The 16966-nt window shown below is 73.2% G+C and carries 14 protein-coding genes and 1 pseudogene; 9 read left to right on the top strand and 6 right to left on the bottom strand.

Going from position 1 to position 16966, the window contains the following annotated elements:
• Positions 1 to 134 precede the first annotated feature (134 nt).
• From IF19_RS1000000138130 to IF19_RS0107325, 4 genes are all read left to right on the top strand, one after another.
• Positions 135 to 323, top strand: a complete 189-nt coding sequence (locus IF19_RS1000000138130; protein WP_030115621.1) for a hypothetical protein — start codon at positions 135 to 137, stop codon at positions 321 to 323.
• Positions 324 to 467: 144 nt separating this feature from the next.
• A complete protein-coding gene (locus IF19_RS0107335; protein WP_030115620.1) occupies positions 468 to 842 on the top strand; it encodes a PadR family transcriptional regulator in 375 nt (124 codons plus the stop codon).
• On the top strand, positions 839 to 1417 hold the full coding sequence (locus IF19_RS0107330; protein ID WP_030115619.1) for an HAAS signaling domain-containing protein: 579 nt from the start codon (positions 839 to 841) through the stop codon (positions 1415 to 1417). Before IF19_RS0107335 ends, IF19_RS0107330 begins: the two co-directional genes overlap by 4 nt.
• Positions 1418 to 1606: 189 nt before the next feature.
• Positions 1607 to 2836, top strand: coding sequence for a class I adenylate-forming enzyme family protein (locus tag IF19_RS0107325; protein WP_030115618.1), 1230 nt, complete (start codon positions 1607 to 1609; stop codon positions 2834 to 2836).
• 94 nt (positions 2837 to 2930) lie between these two features.
• Here the strand turns inward: IF19_RS0107325 and IF19_RS0107320 are convergent, their stop codons facing one another.
• The gene (locus tag IF19_RS0107320; RefSeq protein ID WP_030115617.1) at positions 2931 to 4208 is read right to left on the bottom strand and encodes a M6 family metalloprotease domain-containing protein; all 1278 of its coding nucleotides are present in this window, start codon (positions 4206 to 4208) and stop codon (positions 2931 to 2933) included.
• Positions 4209 to 4475: 267 nt separating this feature from the next.
• On the opposite strand from IF19_RS0107320, the gene IF19_RS0107315 reads away from it, so the two are divergent.
• Positions 4476 to 5264 (top strand): TetR/AcrR family transcriptional regulator, encoded by a 789-nt coding sequence (locus IF19_RS0107315; protein WP_106973597.1) that lies wholly within the window; start codon positions 4476 to 4478, stop codon positions 5262 to 5264.
• A 214-nt stretch (positions 5265 to 5478) separates the two neighbouring features.
• Positions 5479 to 7020 (top strand): MFS transporter, encoded by a 1542-nt coding sequence (locus tag IF19_RS0107310; protein WP_032747170.1) that lies wholly within the window; start codon positions 5479 to 5481, stop codon positions 7018 to 7020.
• Positions 7021 to 7165: 145 nt separating this feature from the next.
• Here IF19_RS0107310 and IF19_RS0107305 read toward each other — a convergent pair whose 3' ends face one another.
• Positions 7166 to 7678: a MarR family winged helix-turn-helix transcriptional regulator gene (locus IF19_RS0107305; RefSeq protein ID WP_030115614.1), complete on the bottom strand. Its 513-nt coding sequence runs from the start codon at positions 7676 to 7678 to the stop codon at positions 7166 to 7168.
• 265 nt (positions 7679 to 7943) lie between these two features.
• Between IF19_RS0107305 and IF19_RS0107300 the strand changes: the two genes are divergently transcribed.
• The gene (locus IF19_RS0107300; RefSeq protein WP_030115613.1) at positions 7944 to 8726 is read left to right on the top strand and encodes a dioxygenase family protein; all 783 of its coding nucleotides are present in this window, start codon (positions 7944 to 7946) and stop codon (positions 8724 to 8726) included.
• Positions 8727 to 8767: 41 nt separating this feature from the next.
• Here the strand turns inward: IF19_RS0107300 and IF19_RS01000000134575 are convergent.
• Positions 8768 to 9786: pseudogene (locus IF19_RS01000000134575) on the bottom strand (questin oxidase family protein).
• 576 nt (positions 9787 to 10362) lie between these two features.
• Between IF19_RS01000000134575 and IF19_RS0107290 the strand changes: the two are divergent.
• The gene (locus IF19_RS0107290) at positions 10363 to 11367 is read left to right on the top strand and encodes a sigma-70 family RNA polymerase sigma factor (protein ID WP_030115612.1); all 1005 of its coding nucleotides are present in this window, start codon (positions 10363 to 10365) and stop codon (positions 11365 to 11367) included.
• Positions 11368 to 11616: 249 nt separating this feature from the next.
• Here the strand turns inward: IF19_RS0107290 and IF19_RS0107285 are convergent, their stop codons facing one another.
• Positions 11617 to 12672 (bottom strand): helix-turn-helix transcriptional regulator, encoded by a 1056-nt coding sequence (locus IF19_RS0107285; protein ID WP_030276204.1) that lies wholly within the window; start codon positions 12670 to 12672, stop codon positions 11617 to 11619.
• 245 nt (positions 12673 to 12917) lie between these two features.
• Here IF19_RS0107285 and IF19_RS0107280 point away from each other — a divergent pair, with 245 nt between their 5' ends.
• Positions 12918 to 14345, top strand: coding sequence for an MFS transporter (locus IF19_RS0107280; protein ID WP_234313171.1), 1428 nt, complete (start codon positions 12918 to 12920; stop codon positions 14343 to 14345).
• Positions 14346 to 14510: 165 nt separating this feature from the next.
• Here IF19_RS0107280 and IF19_RS0107275 read toward each other — a convergent pair whose 3' ends face one another.
• Together IF19_RS0107275 and IF19_RS0107270 are read right to left on the bottom strand one after the other, a co-directional pair.
• Positions 14511 to 15266, bottom strand: coding sequence for a DUF6227 family protein (locus IF19_RS0107275; RefSeq protein ID WP_030115609.1), 756 nt, complete (start codon positions 15264 to 15266; stop codon positions 14511 to 14513).
• Positions 15267 to 15595: 329 nt separating this feature from the next.
• Positions 15596 to 16813, bottom strand: coding sequence for a P1 family peptidase (locus IF19_RS0107270; protein WP_234313169.1), 1218 nt, complete (start codon positions 16811 to 16813; stop codon positions 15596 to 15598).
• Positions 16814 to 16966: the final 153 nt, after the last annotated feature.

Here is a 16966-nt window from a genome sequence, read left to right as displayed (position 1 = left end):
GCCCCTCGTGGTGAAGGCCGTCGAACGCCAGAAGGACATGATCAGCCCCCTGGTCGTCGACCTGATCGCCCCGCTCGGCGACGGCGGCACACATCGCCTTCGGTATCGGCCCGCACTACTGCGTCGGGTCCCGCGTGGCCCGGATCGCCCTGCGCATCCTCTTCGAGGAACTCCGCACGCGCTTCGAGGACTTCCAGCGCGCCGGCCCGCCGGAACGACTCGCGTACGCCTTCGTCTCCGGCTGGAAGCACATGCCGGTCACCGCCCGGCCCCGCGCCCGCGCCAACGGCCTGCCGGACCGAGGAATCACAGGAAGGGGGTGAACCCGGGGCGCGGGCGACGCGTCCCGCTCCCCGGGCCGCCCCCGACCGGCGGCAGCCACCCCGACCCCCAGCCATCGGCTGGGGGTTTCCGCATGTCCGGAGGGGCTTGCCAAGAGCCTTGTCCGGACAGGTACTATGCATCGCATGGAAGCAGGTGATGCGAGCAAGCAGGCGCGGGCAGCGGCCCAGTTGCGCAAGGGTGTCCTGGAGTACTGCGTGCTCGCTCTGATGCGGGACCGTCCTCGGTACGGCGTCGAGCTCCTGCGGGAGCTGGAGGGTTCCGGGGCCCTGGCCACCAGCCAGGGCACGGTCTACCCGCTGCTGTCCCGGCTCCGCCGTGACGACCTGGTCACCACCACCTGGCAGGAGTCCGCCTCCGGCCCGCCCCGCCGCTACTACGCGCTCACCGACAGCGGCAGGGCCGCGCTCGATGAGTTCACCCGCGTCTGGCCCGGCTTCCGTGACGCCGTCGACGCATTTCTGACCGTTCCCCACGCCTCTGCCGGAGACCACGCATGAAGACGACCGCCGACCCCGTACGCGACTACCTCGCCGCTGTCGAGCGGGAAGCCTCCGCGCTGCCCGCCGGCCGTCGGCAGGAGCTGGTCGCGGACCTCGCCGAGCACATCGAGGTGACCCGAGCGGAGCAGCCCGCGACCCCGGTGGGCGACATCCTCGCGGGCCTCGGGGACCCCCGGACGATCGCGGCCACGGCGCTGGCGGAGGCGGGCGTCCAAGGCGCCGCCCCCGCACCGGCCCGGCGCGGCAAGGTGCATCCGCTGGTGCCGCTCCTGATGCTCACCGTGCCCTACCTCCTCGTGATCCTCCTCCCCGACGTGTACGCGCTGCGCGTCGGCAGCGGGATCTTCCGGATCGTCGGCGGGGTCCTGCTCTGCACCTCGGTGCACTGGAGGCCGCGCCAGAAGGTCGTCGGCGTCACGGCCATCGGTCTGCTGCCGGTCGTCGCGGCGGTCCTCTGGAACGAGACCACCATCGCCCCGGCGGGCGAACTGCCCGCCCTCGTCGGCAACCTGATCTCCCTGACCGTGATAGCCGTCGGCTCGGTCTGGCTCTGGCGCTCCCGCCGGGCCTGACCCGGTCCCGCCCGGACACCGCCGTGCGAGCCTCGGCGGTGTCCGGGCGCTCAGGGTCTGTCCGGCCGCGGTCTTGGCGTCGCGCCGTCGTCCGCATAGCGTCTCGCCTGTCAGCAGGCGTCAGGGGTACGCCGACGGTCGCCAGGGGTGGCCGGCGGGGGCCCGCGCCGGATCGAGAAGAGGCCGCCCGTGCCCCATGTCCCACCGCCCCTGCCCCGGGCCGAGCACACCCGGCGGGTCGAGCGGGTCGAGGCGTCCCTCACCGCGCCGGGCGCACCGTACGCGGTGGTCGTCACCGAGCGGGGCGTACCGGAGTATGCCGACGGCCCGCGTACGCTGCGGGAGTTCGTGGAGACCACCTGGGCCCATGGGGACGCGCCGTTCCTGGTCGACGGCGAACGCACCTGCTCCTACGGGCAGTTCTTCGCCGCCGCCTCCGCCCTCGCCGTACTCCTGCGCGAGCGCTACGGGTTGCGCTCCGGGGACCGGGCCGTGGTGGCGGCGCGGAACGTTGCCGCGTGGCAGATCGCCTTCTGGGCCGCCCAGTTGGCCGGTATCGTCGCCGTACCCGCCGATGCGCGGTGGACCGACGAGGAGTTCGCCCACGTCCTCGACGACTGCGGGCCCGAGGTGCTCCTGGTGGACGGGGAGTGGCTGGGGCGGACCGCCGGATGGGCCCGTCGGACCGGAACACGCGTCGTCCTCCTCCCCGGGCCCGAGCCCGCGGGGGAGGAGGCGCCGGGGCTGCGGATCGAGCGGTACGAGGAGTTCCCCGCGCCCGATCCGCTGGCCGCGCCGCCGGACGTGGAGCCCCGGCCCGAGGACGACGCCACGATCCTCTACACCGCGGACGGCTCCGGCCGCCTCCGGGGCGCGGTGGCCACCCATCTCGCCCTGGCCGGAGCCGCCACCGACTCCCGCTACCACGCGGCGGTCGCCGCCCTGGTGCGCGGCGTGTTCCCGGGACAGGCCCCCGCCGTCCGGCTGACGCTCCCCTTCCCCCGCCCCGCCGCCTTCAGCGCGCTCTACGGTGCGATGGCGGTCGGCGCCGCGCTCCTGCTGGCCGAAGACCTCGCGGGGGCGGCGGAGGGGGAGGCCCACCCGCTGCCCGGCAGCGGTTACGGCCTCGCCGAGACCGGCGGCAGTGTGCTCGTGCCGTCCGACCCCGACCGGGGCGATGGTCCCGGTCGCGCGGGCCGGCCCGCGCCGGCGACCGAGGTGCGGATCGCCGGACCGTCCGGTGAGGCGCTGCCCGACGGGGCGGCCGGGGAGCTGTGGCTGCGGGGCCAGTCGCTGTTCCGCGGCTACTGGCACGACCCGGCGGCGACCGGGGCCGCCTTCGGTGACGGGGGCTGGTTCCGTACGGGGGACCGCGCCGTGCTCCGCGAGGGGTGGGTGTCGGTCCTCACGGGCGCGTGACCCGACCCCGACGTGCGGGGACTCACGGGCGCGTGATCCGACCCCGGCGCGCGGGGACTCACGCGCGCGTGACCCGACCTCGACGCGCGAGGGCTCACGGGCGCGTGACCCGTACCCGGTAGTTGCCGTCGTCGTCCTCGTCCAGCACGGATATCCGTACGCCGTGGGCGCGGTCGGTGAAGGTCTGGCCGGGGCGGAACGGGGCGTCGGACAGTTCCGCGTGCACGTTGGGGCGGCGGGTGCAGCCGCCGCTGTCCTCCGTGGCGTCGGCGACCGAGACCGGGCCTTGGCCGGTGTCCACGTCCGAGCTGACCTTGTAGATCAGCACCCCGGGGCGGCAGACCGCCTCGTCGTTGCCCGCCGCCGTGCGGACCTCCACGGCGTACCCGGACTCCGCGCTCAGCGGGACGAACGCGAGCTTGGAGCCGCCCTCGGACGCCAGGGGCCCGAGCGTGTGCTCGCTGACGCCGGGCCGGGAGGCGCAGCTGATCTGGTCGTTGTCGAGCCAGCCGAGCTTCCACTTGTGCCAGGCCAGGAAGTCGTTGTTGGCCCCCCAGTCCTCGGACATGATGTCCCAGTGCCCCACGGAGCCGCCGCCCTCCATCGTGTAGAGGTCGGGCAGCCCGAAGACGTGGCCGTTCTCGTGCGGCAGGACGCGGTATCCGGTCTCGGCGTACGAGCCCGAGCCGTCGTCCTGGCGGCTGTAGACGAAGGACGTGTTCGACAGCGGTACGCCGTCCGCCTCCGGGGCCTCGTCGTTGCCGGAGAACGTCACCGAGAGCACGGTGTCCAGCGCCGAGGGGCCCGCGTTCGGGGTGACGAGGACGTTGACCAGGTCGTACGCCGAGAAGTCGACCTCGGGGTCGGCGGCGGCGACGAGATCCTTCACCAGCTGGCGGTAGCCCGGCTCGAACGGTGAACCGCGCTCTATCCCGTACTCCGCGAACGGCGCCGGCATCCGCAGCCAGTCCTTGACGGGGGCCTCGGGGCGGTAGTCGAGCCGCCCGTACGAGCTGGTCCGGAACCACTCCGAGGTCTGCGGGAAGAACTCCGCGTACCGGTCCTCGGCCGGTTCCGTGCCCTCCGCGTCCGGGAAGTCGATCATCAGGTTGAGCGCCCTGATCTCGCCGGTCGAGCGCGCGTAACCGGGGGGTGTGGGCAGGCCCTCGGACATCTGGACGCCCATGGCGGAGGAGATGCGGCAGGGCGCGAGGGCGGCGTCCTGGCTGGTGGGCGCGGGGCCGGCCGAGGCGCGACCGCCGGTCGGGAGCGTGGTGCTGGCCGTGGCCATGGCGGCTATGACCAGCGCGGTCGCTCCGACCAGGGCGATCGGGCGGCGGTGTCTGCGTATCCGGTGGCGGGGCTGCTGCATAGAGGCGCCTTCGGGGTCCGCGGCAGTCGGCCGGCCCCTGACTGCGCTCTGGCGATCAGCCTGTGCCGGGCGGTGCGCGGGCGCTCGTCGGGTGCGCCGATCGGAGGGTTTTCCTCGCGCAGTGAAGTGATGCACGTCACAACACGTGCCGAAATAAGCGGGGAGGCTCTCCCCGTTTGCACCTGTGTCCCCGCTAAACGGGGAAGCGGTCCCCGCTTACGGGGCGGGACCGATCGACCACGCAGAGGGAAAGGGGAGGGTGCTGTCATGGGGACGGGGAGCGTCGTGAAGGGCGGGACCGCCGCGGAGGCCGCCGCCGGTTCGACCGCGCGGGCCGCCGCCGGGACCGCCGCGAGGGACGCTGAGCCCGCGAAGGCCGCCGCGCGCGCCGACAGTGCCGCGCGCGCCAAGGGCGCGGCGCCGACGGCTCCGTGCCGCGGTACGCCCCGCCCGCGCGCCGACGCGCTGCGCAACCGTGAGCGGATCATCGCCGCCGCGCGCGAGCTGTTCGTCGAGTTCGGGCCGGACGTCGCGCTCGACGACGTGGCCCGGCGCGCGGGCGTGGGCAACGCCACGCTCTACCGCAACTTCCCCGACCGGGCCGCCCTCACCCATGAGGTCGTCCTCGCGGTGACCTCCCGCACCACCCTGCGCGCGGAGGAGGCCGAGGCGGCGGAGGCCGATCCGTTCGCCGCGCTCAGCCGCTTCGTCCACGCGGCGGCCGACGAGCGCATCGGCGCCCTGTGCCCGATGCTCTCCGGCGTCTTCGACCGGGACCACCCCGACCTGCTCGCCGAGCGCGGGCGCCTCGAAGAGGCCGTCGAAGGACTCGTGGCGCGCGCCCAGTCCGCGGGGCGGCTGCGCACCGACATCGCCGTCGGTGACGTGCTCGTCGCCCTCTCCCAGCTCACCCGGCCACTCCCCGGCATCGCCTGCCAGGGCATCGACCGGTTCACCCACCGCCATCTGCAGCTGTTCCTCGACGGACTGGAGACCCCGGCCCGCTCCGAACTTCCCGGCTCGGCGGCGACCTTGGAGGACCTGCGGCGCTCCTGACGCCCGCACCGAACTGAACCTTCCGGCCCACCGGCGCCCCCTCCCTCCCGAACGCCTTCCTCACGAACTCCGGCCCGTGCGCCCCTGCCGCGCGCGGGCGGCCCACGCAACCGTCCCGCGTACGCCGCAGCGCGTACCGCCGACGCTCATCTCGCGGTGCCCCGGCGCCCTCGCACGTCCCTAGGTGGCTACTCCCATGTCAAAAACAGCCGGTATGTCACGTATCGCTGACACCGCTCTTCCCGATCCGAGTCGCTGGAAAGCCCTGGCCTTCATCGCGCTCGCCCAGCTGATGGTCGTCCTCGACGCGACCATCGTGAACATCGCGCTGCCCTCGGCCCAGACCGACCTCGGCATATCCGACGGCAACAAGCAGTGGGTCATCACCGCCTACGCCCTCGCCTTCGGCGGTCTCCTCCTCTTCGGCGGCCGGATCGCCGACCTGTGGGGCCGCAAGCGCACGTTCGTCGTCGGCCTGGTCGGCTTCGCGCTGGCCTCCGCGCTCGGCGGGGCGGCCCAGAACGAGGCGATGATGTTCGGCTCCCGCGCCCTCCAGGGCGTCTTCGGCGCCTTGCTCGCCCCGGCCGCGCTCTCCCTGCTCGCCGTCATGTTCACCGACGCCAAGGAGCGCGCCAAGGCGTTCGGCATCTACGGGGCCATCGCCGGCGGCGGCGGCGCGGTCGGGCTGATCCTCGGCGGCTTCCTCACCGAGTACCTGAACTGGCGCTGGACGTTCTTCGTCAACATCCCGTTCGCCGTCGTCGCCGCCGCGGGCGCGTACTTCGTCATCCGCGAGCCCTCCGGCGCCCGCAACCGCGCGCCGCTCGACATCCCCGGCGTCGTCCTCTCCACGCTCGGCCTGGTCGCCCTGGTCTACGGCTTCACCCGCGCCGAGTCGTCCGGCTGGTCGGACGGGCTGACGATCGGCATGTTCATCGCCTCCGCCGTGCTCCTGCTGGCCTTCGTCGTGACCGAGTCGCGCGTGAAGTCGCCGCTGCTGCCGCTGCGCGTCCTCACCGAGCGGAACCGGGGCGGGGTCTACCTCTCGCTGGGCCTCGCCATCATCGCGATGTTCGGGCTGTTCCTCTTCCTGACCTACTACCTCCAGGTCGTGAAGGGCTACTCCCCGGTCAAGACCGGCTTCGCGTTCCTCCCGATGATCGCGGGCATGATCACCGGCTCCACCCAGATCGGCACCCGGCTGATGACCCGGGTCCCGCCGCGCCTGCTGATGGGGCCGGGCTTCCTGGTCGCCGCGGTCGGCATGCTGCTCCTGACCCAGCTCGACCTCGGCACGAGCTACGCGGCCGTCATCCTGCCCGGCATGCTGCTGCTCGGCCTCGGCATGGGCACGGCGTTCATGCCGGCCATGTCCCTGGCCACGCACGGCATCGAGCCGCGTGACGCGGGGGTCGCCTCCGCCATGGTCAACACCTCGCAGCAGGTCGGCGGCGCGATCGGCACCGCCCTGCTGAACACCATCGCGGCGAGCGCCACCACCGCCTACGTCGCCGACCACGCGGCCCGCGCCACGGACCCGCGGCTGCTGGAGCTCCAGGCCATGGTCAGCGGGTTCGCCGCGGCGATCTGGTGGGCGGTCGGCATCCTCGTCGCCGCCGCGGCCATCGCGTTCACCCTGATCAACACCGGCCGCCCCGGGACGGGCGCGGCCGCGGGTTCCGGTTCGGGAACGGCGGACGGCGTGTCCGGCGCGGACGCCGAGGAGGAGTACAGGATTCCGGTCATCGCCCACTGAGGGCCGGCGGGTGACGGCCGGGCCCCGGCCGTCACCCGCCGGTTCTGCCGGTGCCGCTCCGCTGCCCTGGCTCCGCTCAGTGATCCGCCGCCCGGCTCCGGCCGGGAAAACGCCCTGGCTCCGGCCGGGACAGCCCGGTGATCGCTCAGCGGAGCCAGGGCAGATCCGCGTTCGCGCCCTCCGGCTCCAGGCCGGTGGCGAGCGCCTTCATGATCTCCCCGAGACTCTTCACCTGCTCCGGCGTGAGCCGGTCGAACATCGCCTGCCGTACGGCCTCGACGTGGCCCGGCGCCGAGCGGCTGAGCATCGCGTGACCGTCGTCGGTGAGCACCGCGTTCTGGCCGCGCTTGTCGGAGGGGCAGTCCTCGCGGCGCACCCAGCCGTTCCTCTCCAGCCGCGCGATGGCGTGGGAGAGCCGGGACCGGGTGATCTTCGCGTTCCGGGCCAGCTCCGTCATCCGCATCCGGCGGCGGGGGGCCTGCGAGAGCTGGACGAGCAGCCCGTAGTAGGTGTGCGGCATTCCGGCGTCACGCTGCAACTGGCGGTCGAGGTGGTCCTCCAGGAGCGTGGTGGCATGCAGATAGGCGCGCCAGGTGTGCTGCTCCTCGTCGGTGAGCCAGCGCGGCGCGCCGGTGGATGCCGTGGTCATGTACTCCACTGTACGACCTTTTCTTGAAAGTTGAACTAGATAGAGCTAAGGTCTCCGGAGGTAGGAACTTGAAAATTCAAGAAGCCTGCCCCAGGAGGTCCCCGCAGGGGATCCGGCGGAGTTCCGGCGGGAATTCCGCAGGGCCCCTGAACAACGATCCCCCGGATGACCTCGGGGAACTCCTGCTCTGACGAACTCGTGACCGGATCCGAACCCGCCGGCGCCCCTGGAACGGGGCCGTCGCCCGGACCCGCGTCCAGTGGATGGGAGTGCCATGACAGCCACCGCGGAGCGCATGCCCGCCCTCTACCTCTCGCACGGCGCGCCGCCGCTGGCCGACGATCCGGTCTGGCCCGGCCAGCTCGCCGCCTGGTCCGCGGAGCTGCCGCGCCCGCGCGCGATCCTGATGGTCTCCGCCCACTGGGAGGAGGCCCCGCTCGCCCTCGGAGCCACCGAGACCGTGCCGCTCGTCTACGACTTCTGGGGCTTCCCCGAGCACTACTACGGCGTACGGTACGGAGCGCCCGGCGCCCCGCAGCTCGCCGACAGCGTCCGCAAACTGCTGCGGGGGGCGGGCACCCCGGTGCAGGACATCCCGGACCGGGGCCTGGACCACGGGGCGTACGTCCCGCTGGTCGAGATGTTCCCGGACGCCGACATCCCCGCACTCCAGATCTCCCTGCCGACCCTCGACCCACAGAAGCTGATGGACGTCGGGCGCAAGCTCGCCCCGCTGCGCGACGAGGGCGTTCTCATCGTCGGCAGCGGCTTCTTCACCCACAACCTGGCCGCCCTGCGGCATCAGGGCGGCGGCGTCCCCGGCTGGTCGGCGGAGTTCGACGACTGGGGCGACCGCGCGCTGCGGGCCCAGGACATCGACGCGCTGATCGACTTCGAGCACACCTCCCCGGCCGGGAAGCTGGCCCACCCGCGGACGGAGCATTTCGCACCGCTCTTCGTGACGCTGGGCGCGGCCGAGGACGAGCTGGACCGGGGGCGCAGCGTCATCGACGGCTTCTGGATGGGGCTGGCCAAGCGCTCGGTGCAGTTCGGCTGAGAAGCGCTGCGGGCCCCCGGCCGGCGCGGAGCACGGGTGGTCTAGAAGACCGGCCGATTCAGCTCGATCGCCCGCCGGGCGGCGGCGAAAGCGAGCGCGTCGCCCACGTCCAGTGCCGTGTCCGTGAACTTGATCGTGTGATCGTCCCCGTGGGCCGCCGCCCGCGCGAACAGGTCTTCCGCGTCCGCCGCCGCGCCGCCCGTCGCGGGGACCGGGGCGGGCGCCCGGGGCGCGTAGGCGGCGGTGACGGCCGCGCTCGCCGCCCAGGCCGCCCGCAGACTCGGCTCCCACAGCCGGGCGGGCGGGGCCGGCAGGGTGCGCAGGACCGCGTTGGGGGCGGTCGCCGCGTGGACCAGCATGATCGGCTCGCCGTAGCCGTGCGTCGCGTACCGGTGGGTCGAGGCACCAGCTCCCGAAGCGCGGACCGGGCGGCCTCCGCGTCGGCGGGCCCCCGACCCGGCCACTGCGGGAAGCCGGTCAGCTGAGCGAACCTGTCCCGGACGCCTCCGCTCTGTACGGGCACCGGCTCCACCCGGTCCAGCGCCGCCGCCGCGCTCGGTGCGGGGGCGAGCTGCGTCGTGGCGGGCAGCGGCTGGTGTCGGGCGGCCCAGTAGCCCAGGGCGTGGGCCAGTTCCCGGACGCGCGGCGCGGTCGCCTCACCCGCCAGCAGGGTCCGTACGGCATGGCCCAGCCGGATCACCGGATGTGTGGCGCCCGCCGCGATGCCCGGCAGCAGCCGGGGCCACCACTCGACGAGCACGTCCTGCCACGGGCGCCCGGCCGTCTCGCGCTCGAAGAACGCCGTCCAGTCGCCGATGCGGCGGGGGTCGCCCAGCGCCTCGCGCCAGTCGTGCGCGGTGACCGGGGCGCCGGCGGCCGGCATCTCCTCCAGCTTCGGCCCGTAACGGTCCAGCCAGCGGTGCACGGCCGCCGCCCGGCCGTGCCGCACGAGGGCTTCCACGGCCATCGGTGCGTGATTGCTGAGCCAGCCGTCGCGCTCCGGCCCCGAGAGGTGGATGCGCTCCAGCGCTTCGTCGAGGATGCCCGTGGTGTCGTCCATGCCGTGAGGCTAGGCAGGCGTGGAGCGCGGGGGATCGGGCTGTGGTCTCGACGTGTCTCGGTCCCCTGTCCCGAGATGCTCGGTCCGGGGCCCCGGCGGCTCTCGGTCCACGGTCCTGGTCCGTCACCGCTGCCACCGCCCCGAGCAACCCGGACGCCGCCCCCGCCGTCTTCCGAGGCGGAAGCGCGCTCGCAAGGCGTCCGCCCGGGCGGACGGGTCCTACCGGAGACCGGACGGCCAGGGGTGGCGGCCGATCCGAGGGCTCCGCGAGGGCCGTGCGGGGGACGGCGGACGGGACGAAGTGGGCGGGTAAGTGAGCGCGGTCTCATGGATGCGCCGATCGCGGGTATCCGGCCGGGGAGCCGGAATGGGGCCGAATCGCCCGCCGTACCGGCTCTGACCTGCGTTTCCGGGGGTACTCGGGAACGGTATCCGGGGGTCGGAGCCGGACAGGGTACTGCATGATCACGAAAATGAATGGTCGGCATGGGAATTCTGTCCGGATTCCAGTCGTTGTTTCCATCGGATGCAGGGCACCCGGAAGGGTGTCGCGACCTACTCAGCAAGGGAGCACGCATGGCAACCCGTGCCGTCGCCCGTCGTCAGTCCGCCACCTCCGGTGGGACCGACGCCCGGGCAAGCAGTGTTCGCGCCGTGGGCGGGGAAATCGCCGATCGCGACCTGGTCGGCATGTACCTGGACGAGATCGCCCGCACACCGTTGCTCGACGCCGCCAAGGAAGTCGACCTCTCCCAGACCATCGAGGCGGGCGTCTACGCCCAGCAGATCCTCGACGGCGAGGTGGAGAGCGACGCCGGTGGTGCGAAGCGTGAGGAGCTGGAGGCGCTGGTCGCCGAGGGCGAGCGCGCCAAGGACATATTCATCCGTTCCAACCTCCGACTCGTCGTCGCCGTGGCCCGCCGCTACCCGCGCGCGGGGCTTCCCCTGCTCGACCTGATCCAGGAGGGCAACGCGGGCCTGGTGCGCGCGGTCGAGAAGTTCGACTACGCCAAGGGCTTCAAGTTCTCCACGTACGCGACCTGGTGGATCCGCCAGGCCATCACCCGGTCCATCGCCGACCAGTCCCGTACGATCCGGCTCCCCGTCCACCTGGTGGAGGAGCTCGGCCGGATCCGCCGGGTTCAGCGCGAGTTCAACCGCGAGCACGGGCGCGACCCGGAGCACGAGGAGATCGCCGCCGAGCTGGACTCCAACGCCGAGCGCGTCGGCAACGTCCTGGACTGGGCCCGCGACCCGGTCAGCCTCAACATGTCCGTGGACGACGACGGCGACACCCAGTTCGGTGACCTGCTGGAGGACACGTCGGCCGTCTCGCCCGAGCAGTCGGTGCTGACCCTGCTCCGCAGCGAGGAGCTGGAGGACCTGATCGGCAAGCTCGACAACAGGACCGCCTCCATCATCAAGATGCGGTACGGCATCGAGGACGGGCGCGAGCGGACCCTGACCGAGGTGGGCAAGCAGCACGGCCTCACCCGGGAGCGGATCCGCCAGATCGAGAAGCACGCGCTGCTCGAATTGAAGCGAATGGCGCACGACACGGGCTTTGACGCTGTGGCGTGAGCCAATAAACCCGTAATCTCCCCATCAAGCCGGTTCGCACCGGCTGACCGACCGGGTCGTTCCGGTCGACCGACCGGTTTTCCGGTCCCCGAGCTGAGCCCCGGCGCCCACCCCCCCCGGCGTCGGGGCTCATCCCTGTCCCGGCCCTTCACATGGCCTCGCTCCTGCTTCTGCTGCTTCCGCGCGCGGCCGAGCCAGTGCCGTCCTGCCGTCCGTGCGCGGCCCCGCCCGGCCTCGGGCGGTGCGCGGTCACACGGGGCGGGCGGCGCGGGTGAGCCGGGAGCCCAGGTCCGCGAGGTACTCCACCAGTTGCGGCGGCCCCTGCGCGGAGAACTCGCAGTCCACGAGCGCCAGCCGCAGCGCCACCCACTCCAGCGAGTCGGTGCACGAGGACCGCAGCCGGCAGCCGCCCTCCCCGTCCGGTTCCGGCGCGCCGAGATGCGCGGGCAACCGGGCCGCCACGAACTCCGCCGGTGCCGAGAACCGCACGTCGAGCCGCAGCTCCGGCTGCATCCGCCGCATCGACCGCGCGAGGAAGACGGCCGCGTCCCCGCCTCCGCTCCCGTGTGCCTTCCCGCTCCCGCCGCCGCTGCCGTCCCGTGCGCCGTCCGGCCCGGCGGCCGGAGCGTCCGGCGGACCCTCGACCGGCAGCGGCCTCGGGGCGAAACGGGCCCCCGTCGCGTACGGCTCGCCGACCCGGTCGACCCGGAACGTACGCCAGTCCTCCCGGCCGAGGTCGTACGCCACCAGGTACCAGCGCTGCCCGGCGCTCACCAGCCGACAGGGCTCGACCAGACGCTTCGACGGGGTGCCGTCGCCGCTGAGGTACGCGAACCTGAGCCGCTCCCGCCCCGTCACGGCCGAGGCCAGCGTCGTCAGGGTCCGCGGATCGATGGTGGAGCCGTCGCCCCTGGTCAGCGCCACGGTGGCGTTCTGGAGGGCGGAGACGCGGTGCCGCAACCGGGAGGGAAGCACCTGCTCCAGCTTGGCCAGCGCCCGTACGGACGCCTCGTCGACGCCCTCGATCGCGTGCCCCGCTCCGGCGCGCAGGCCGACGGCGATGGCCACCGCCTCCTCGTCGTCCAGCAGGAGGGGCGGCATGGCGGCGCCCGCCACCAAGCGGTAGCCGCCCACCGAGCCGCGCGAGGCTTCGACCGGGTAGCCCAGGTCGCGCAGCCGGTCGATGTCGCGGCGGATCGTGCGCGGGCTGACGTCGAGCCGGTCGGCCAGTTCGCCGCCCGGCCACTCGCGGGGGGTCTGGAGGAGCGACAACAGTTTCAGCAGTCGTGCCGGGGTGTCCGTCATGGAATTCAGGGTGCCGGTTCATCAGGTCATGATCTGGCCTAATGGCTCCCTAGGTTCCTCCCATGCCTTCTTCCGCACCTTCGCCGCTCGCGGCACCGCAGACCGATGCGACCATCACGGTCGCATCAGCCACACCAGCCACACCAGCCACACCAGTCACACCGGTCGTGCCGAGCACGCCGACCACCGAGGCCCCCTCGTCCGCTCCGGCCGACCGGCGGCGCTGGTTCGCGCTGGCCATCGTCATGACGGCGGCCTTCATGGACCTGGTCGACGTCACCATCGTCAACATCGCGATCCCCAGCATCCAGCAGGAGACCGGGGCATCGGTCGCCGCGATCCAGTGGATCACCGCCGGATACGCCCTCGCCTTCGCGGCCGGACTGATCACGGGCGGCCGGCTCGGCGACATCTACGGGCGCAAGCGGCTCTTTCTCATCGGGATCGGCGGGTTCACGCTGGCCTCGGCGCTCTGCGGCTTCGCCGGCGGTCCCGAGATGCTGGTCGCGGCGCGCATCCTCCAGGGGGCGACGGCCGCGCTGATGGTGCCGCAGGTCCTGTCGATCGTGCACGCCACCTTCCCCGCGCACGAACGCGGCAAGGTCTTCGGACTCTTCGGCGCGATCGTCGGACTCGGCGCGGTCTCCGGTCCGCTGCTCGGCGCGCTGCTCACCCAGGGAGACCTGTTCGGGCTGGGCTGGCGGCCGATCTTCCTGATCAACCTGCCCGTCGGCATCGCGGGGCTGGTCCTCGGCGCGAAGTTCATCCGCGAGTCGAAGGCCCCCAGGGCGGTCCGGCTCGACCTGCCGGGCGTCGCCCTCATCACGCTGGCCATGCTGATGCTCATCTACCCGCTCACCCGGGGACACGAGCTGGGCTGGCCGCTCTGGGGCCACCTGTCCATGGTGGGGAGCCTGTTCGTCTTCGGCGCGCTGGTCCGGTACCAGCGGCACAAGGCACGGACCGACGGCTCGCCGCTCATCGAACTGTCCCTGTTCCGGGTCAAGAGCTTCGCCGCCGGTATCGCCGTGCAGCTGACCTTCGGCGTCGGCCTCGGCATCTTCTTCCTGGTCTGGACCCTCTACATGCAGACCGGGCTCGGCTGGAGCGTGCTGCGCGCCGGCACGACGGGCGTCCCGTTCTCGGTGGCCGTCTCGGTGGCCGCCGCGATCTCCGTGCAGAAGCTGGTGCCCCGCTTCGGCCGCAAGGTCCTCCAGGCCGGCGCGCTCCTCATGATCGCCGGGCTGCTGATCTACCTCTGGGAGAGCGAGCGGTACGGGCTCGGCATCACGTCCCTGCAGATGGCCGTTCCGCTGGTGGTCATGGGCGCGGGGATGGGGCTGATCGTGGCGCCGCTGACCGACGCGGTCCTCTCCGAGGTGCCGAAGGAGCATGCCGGTTCGGCGTCCGGGCTCATCAACACGGTGCAGCAGATGGGGACGGCGCTCGGCCTCGGCCTGGTCTCCGTGGTCTTCTTCGGGGCGATCGGCGACCGGTTGACGCCTGCCGAGGTCGGGCCCGCGTTCGTCGGCGCCTTCCAGCAGACGCTGTGGTGGGTGGCCGGAGTGCTCGCGGTGATCTTCCTGGTGATGTTCGCGCTTCCCGCCCGGCCGCGCGCCCACACGGAGGGCGAGGCGGCGGGGGCGCCGGAACCGTCGGCGGACGCCGCGTGACGACCCCGCAGACGGGTCGAACCCGTCCGGCGTGATGGGCAGGGCGGCGGTGTCCGCCCTCCCTGGTGTGGTGGCCGGTTCTCCTGCGCTGATCCGCAGGGGAACCGGCCTTCCGCGCGGGAGCCGCAGGCGTCCGCAGGGCCACCGGGGCCGTCGCGCAGGGCGTCAGCAGATCCGTGCGCGGCTCTCCATCGCCGCGCGGGCGGTCTGCTCGTCCTCGTAGACCTCGCACATGTGGCGGCCGTCGGGGGTGGCCGTGTGCTCGACCTCCCACAGGCTCGTCTCGCTGCCGTCCAGCAGCAGGAACGCGTGCTCGTAGAGCGTGAATCCCGCGGACCGGCCGTCGACATCGCACTGCCGCCCGAAGATCTGCGTGATGTGGTGGGCGAAGGCGGCCCGGAGCAGCCGCGCCGTCGGTTCGCCCGGCCGGTCGGCGTTCTCCGCGCGACGCAGCACCCGGCGGGCGTGGTCCGCCGAATTGTCCGGCGAGTACGTGCGGGGGAGCACGGACGGCGGCGCGGACATCAGGATCGTCAGCATCTCCAGCTCTCCCGGCGCCTCCGGCGCGCCCTCGTCGCCGAAGAGCGGGGAGTCGTCGAAGCTGCCGGCCAGCCGGGAGGCCGCGACACGGGCGTCGCCCTCCTCGTCGTACACCTCGTGCCGGGGCGGGGCCGACACGTCGCGGCCCTCGCTGTACACCAGCTCCCACAGGGACAGTGCGGAGCCGTCGGTGAGGAGATACGTGTGCCGGTGGGTCTCGCGGTGCAGTACGGCGCTGTGGTGCGACGAGTGCAGCGAACTGCTGTGGGCGAGCGCGGTGCCGAGGCGGTCGACCGTGCTGTCGGGCAGCTCGAAGGAGTTGAGGGCGCGTCGCAGGAGGCTGTCGAGGTGGTGCTCGGTTGACTCGTACGGATCGCTCAAGGTGGTGTCTCCAGGCCGTCGCCGCGTGTTACTTGGTGCGTGCTCAACGTAGTCCCTGGGTCCGACATCGTGACCGGGGTTGGTAAAAACGTAGGGCGCACGCAGAAAGTTCCCCGCCTGTTCCCGGCGCATTTCGGGCGGTTGGGGGTGAACTCCCTTGCGAAGAAGGTGAATCGGTCACCCCCGCGCGCCCCCTCACTCACCCCGCACGCCCCCTGCTCAGCCGACGGCTAGCTGATAGTCCGGCTCACCGGCGCCGCCCTACCGGCCCACCGGCTGCCGGACCACCGGCCCACCGGCCGACTTACCCGTACAGCTCCCCGGGCGGCCTACCCGTACAGCTCCCCGTACGAGAGGAACCGGCCGCCCGGGCCCTCGACGCTCCGGGCCGCGCGCACCGCCTTCACGATGGCCCGCGCCAGGACGTCGGCGCCCGCCGCCAGGATCTCGTTGACCGCGACCGGATCCCCTACCGGTACCGGCCGCTGCCCGGTCGCCAGCGTGAACACGGTGTCCCCGTCCGTCAGCAGATGCACCGGGCGCACCGCGCGCGCCAGTCCGTCGTGCGCGGTCCCCGCCAGCTTCTGCGCCTGCGCCCGGGTCAGGTCGGCGTCCGTGGCAACGACCGCGATCGTCGTGTTGAACGGCGGCGTCCCGCCCCCGGCCGCCTCCGCCTCCTCCCGCACCCGCGCGAGACGGCGCACCGCCTCCGCGTGGACCTCGGCCGGGGGGTACGCCGGAGGCTCACCGGCCCCGTACTCCCCGAACAGCACGCCGGTCCGGGGGTCCACCACCGCGCCCGCCGCGTTCACCGCGACGAGGGCGGCCACGGTGACCCCGGAGGGGAGGCGGAGGCTCGCCGTACCGATGCCGCCCTTGACCTCCCCGGCCACCGCACCGGCCCCCGCGCCCACGCTCCCCTCGGCCACGGGCTGCCCGAACCCCGTGGCGGCCGCCGCCTCCACCGCGGCCCGGCCGATCGACGCGTCCGGGCGGGCCCGCCAGTCGCCGCCCCGGCCCAGGTCGAAGAGGGCCGCCGCCGGAACGACCGGCACCACCTGAGTGGGACCCGGGCCGACCCGGACGCCCCGGCCCTGCTCCTCCAGCCAGGCCACCACGCCGGAGGCGGCGTCGAGCCCGAACGCGCTGCCGCCCGTGAGGACGACGGCGTCGATGCGCTGCACCAGGTTGCGCGGGTCCAACGCGTCCGTCTCCCGCGTGCCCGGCCCGCCGCCCCGTACGTCCACGGCGGCCACGGCCCCGCCCTCGGGCGCCAGGACGACGGTCGTACCGCTCAACGCCCCCGCCCCGGCGACCTCCGCGTGTCCCACCCGGACACCGGCCACATCGGTCAGCGCGTCCACCCGCGGCGCACCCGCACCCTCCCCGCCCCGGGCGTCGAAGCCCACCGTCTCCCGGGTCCGTGCCCCGGCTCCCGCCCCCTTCCGGCTCCCGCCCCCGGCGCCCTCGGGGGCGGCCGGGCCTCCCGGGTCACCGGTCGGCCCGCCGGTCGGTTCCACGGGCTCCACGGCGTCCTCGGGCGTCATCGTGCGGCTCCTCCGGTCGAGGTCGGGGCCCGCCGGGAACACGGACCGGTGCGTAGTGAACGTACCGGCGGCGTGAACCCGGCGCGCAAGCCCTCGTCCGAATCGGCCACCTGGGCGGCCACCTGTGGGGCGCCCGACCCGCTGTCCGCACCG

It is taken from the genome of Streptomyces californicus (assembly GCF_000717645.1).
Classification (GTDB): domain Bacteria; phylum Actinomycetota; class Actinomycetes; order Streptomycetales; family Streptomycetaceae; genus Streptomyces; species Streptomyces californicus.
Note: the sequence above shows the minus strand (reverse complement) of the source record. Positions and strands in the feature narration are given on the sequence as shown.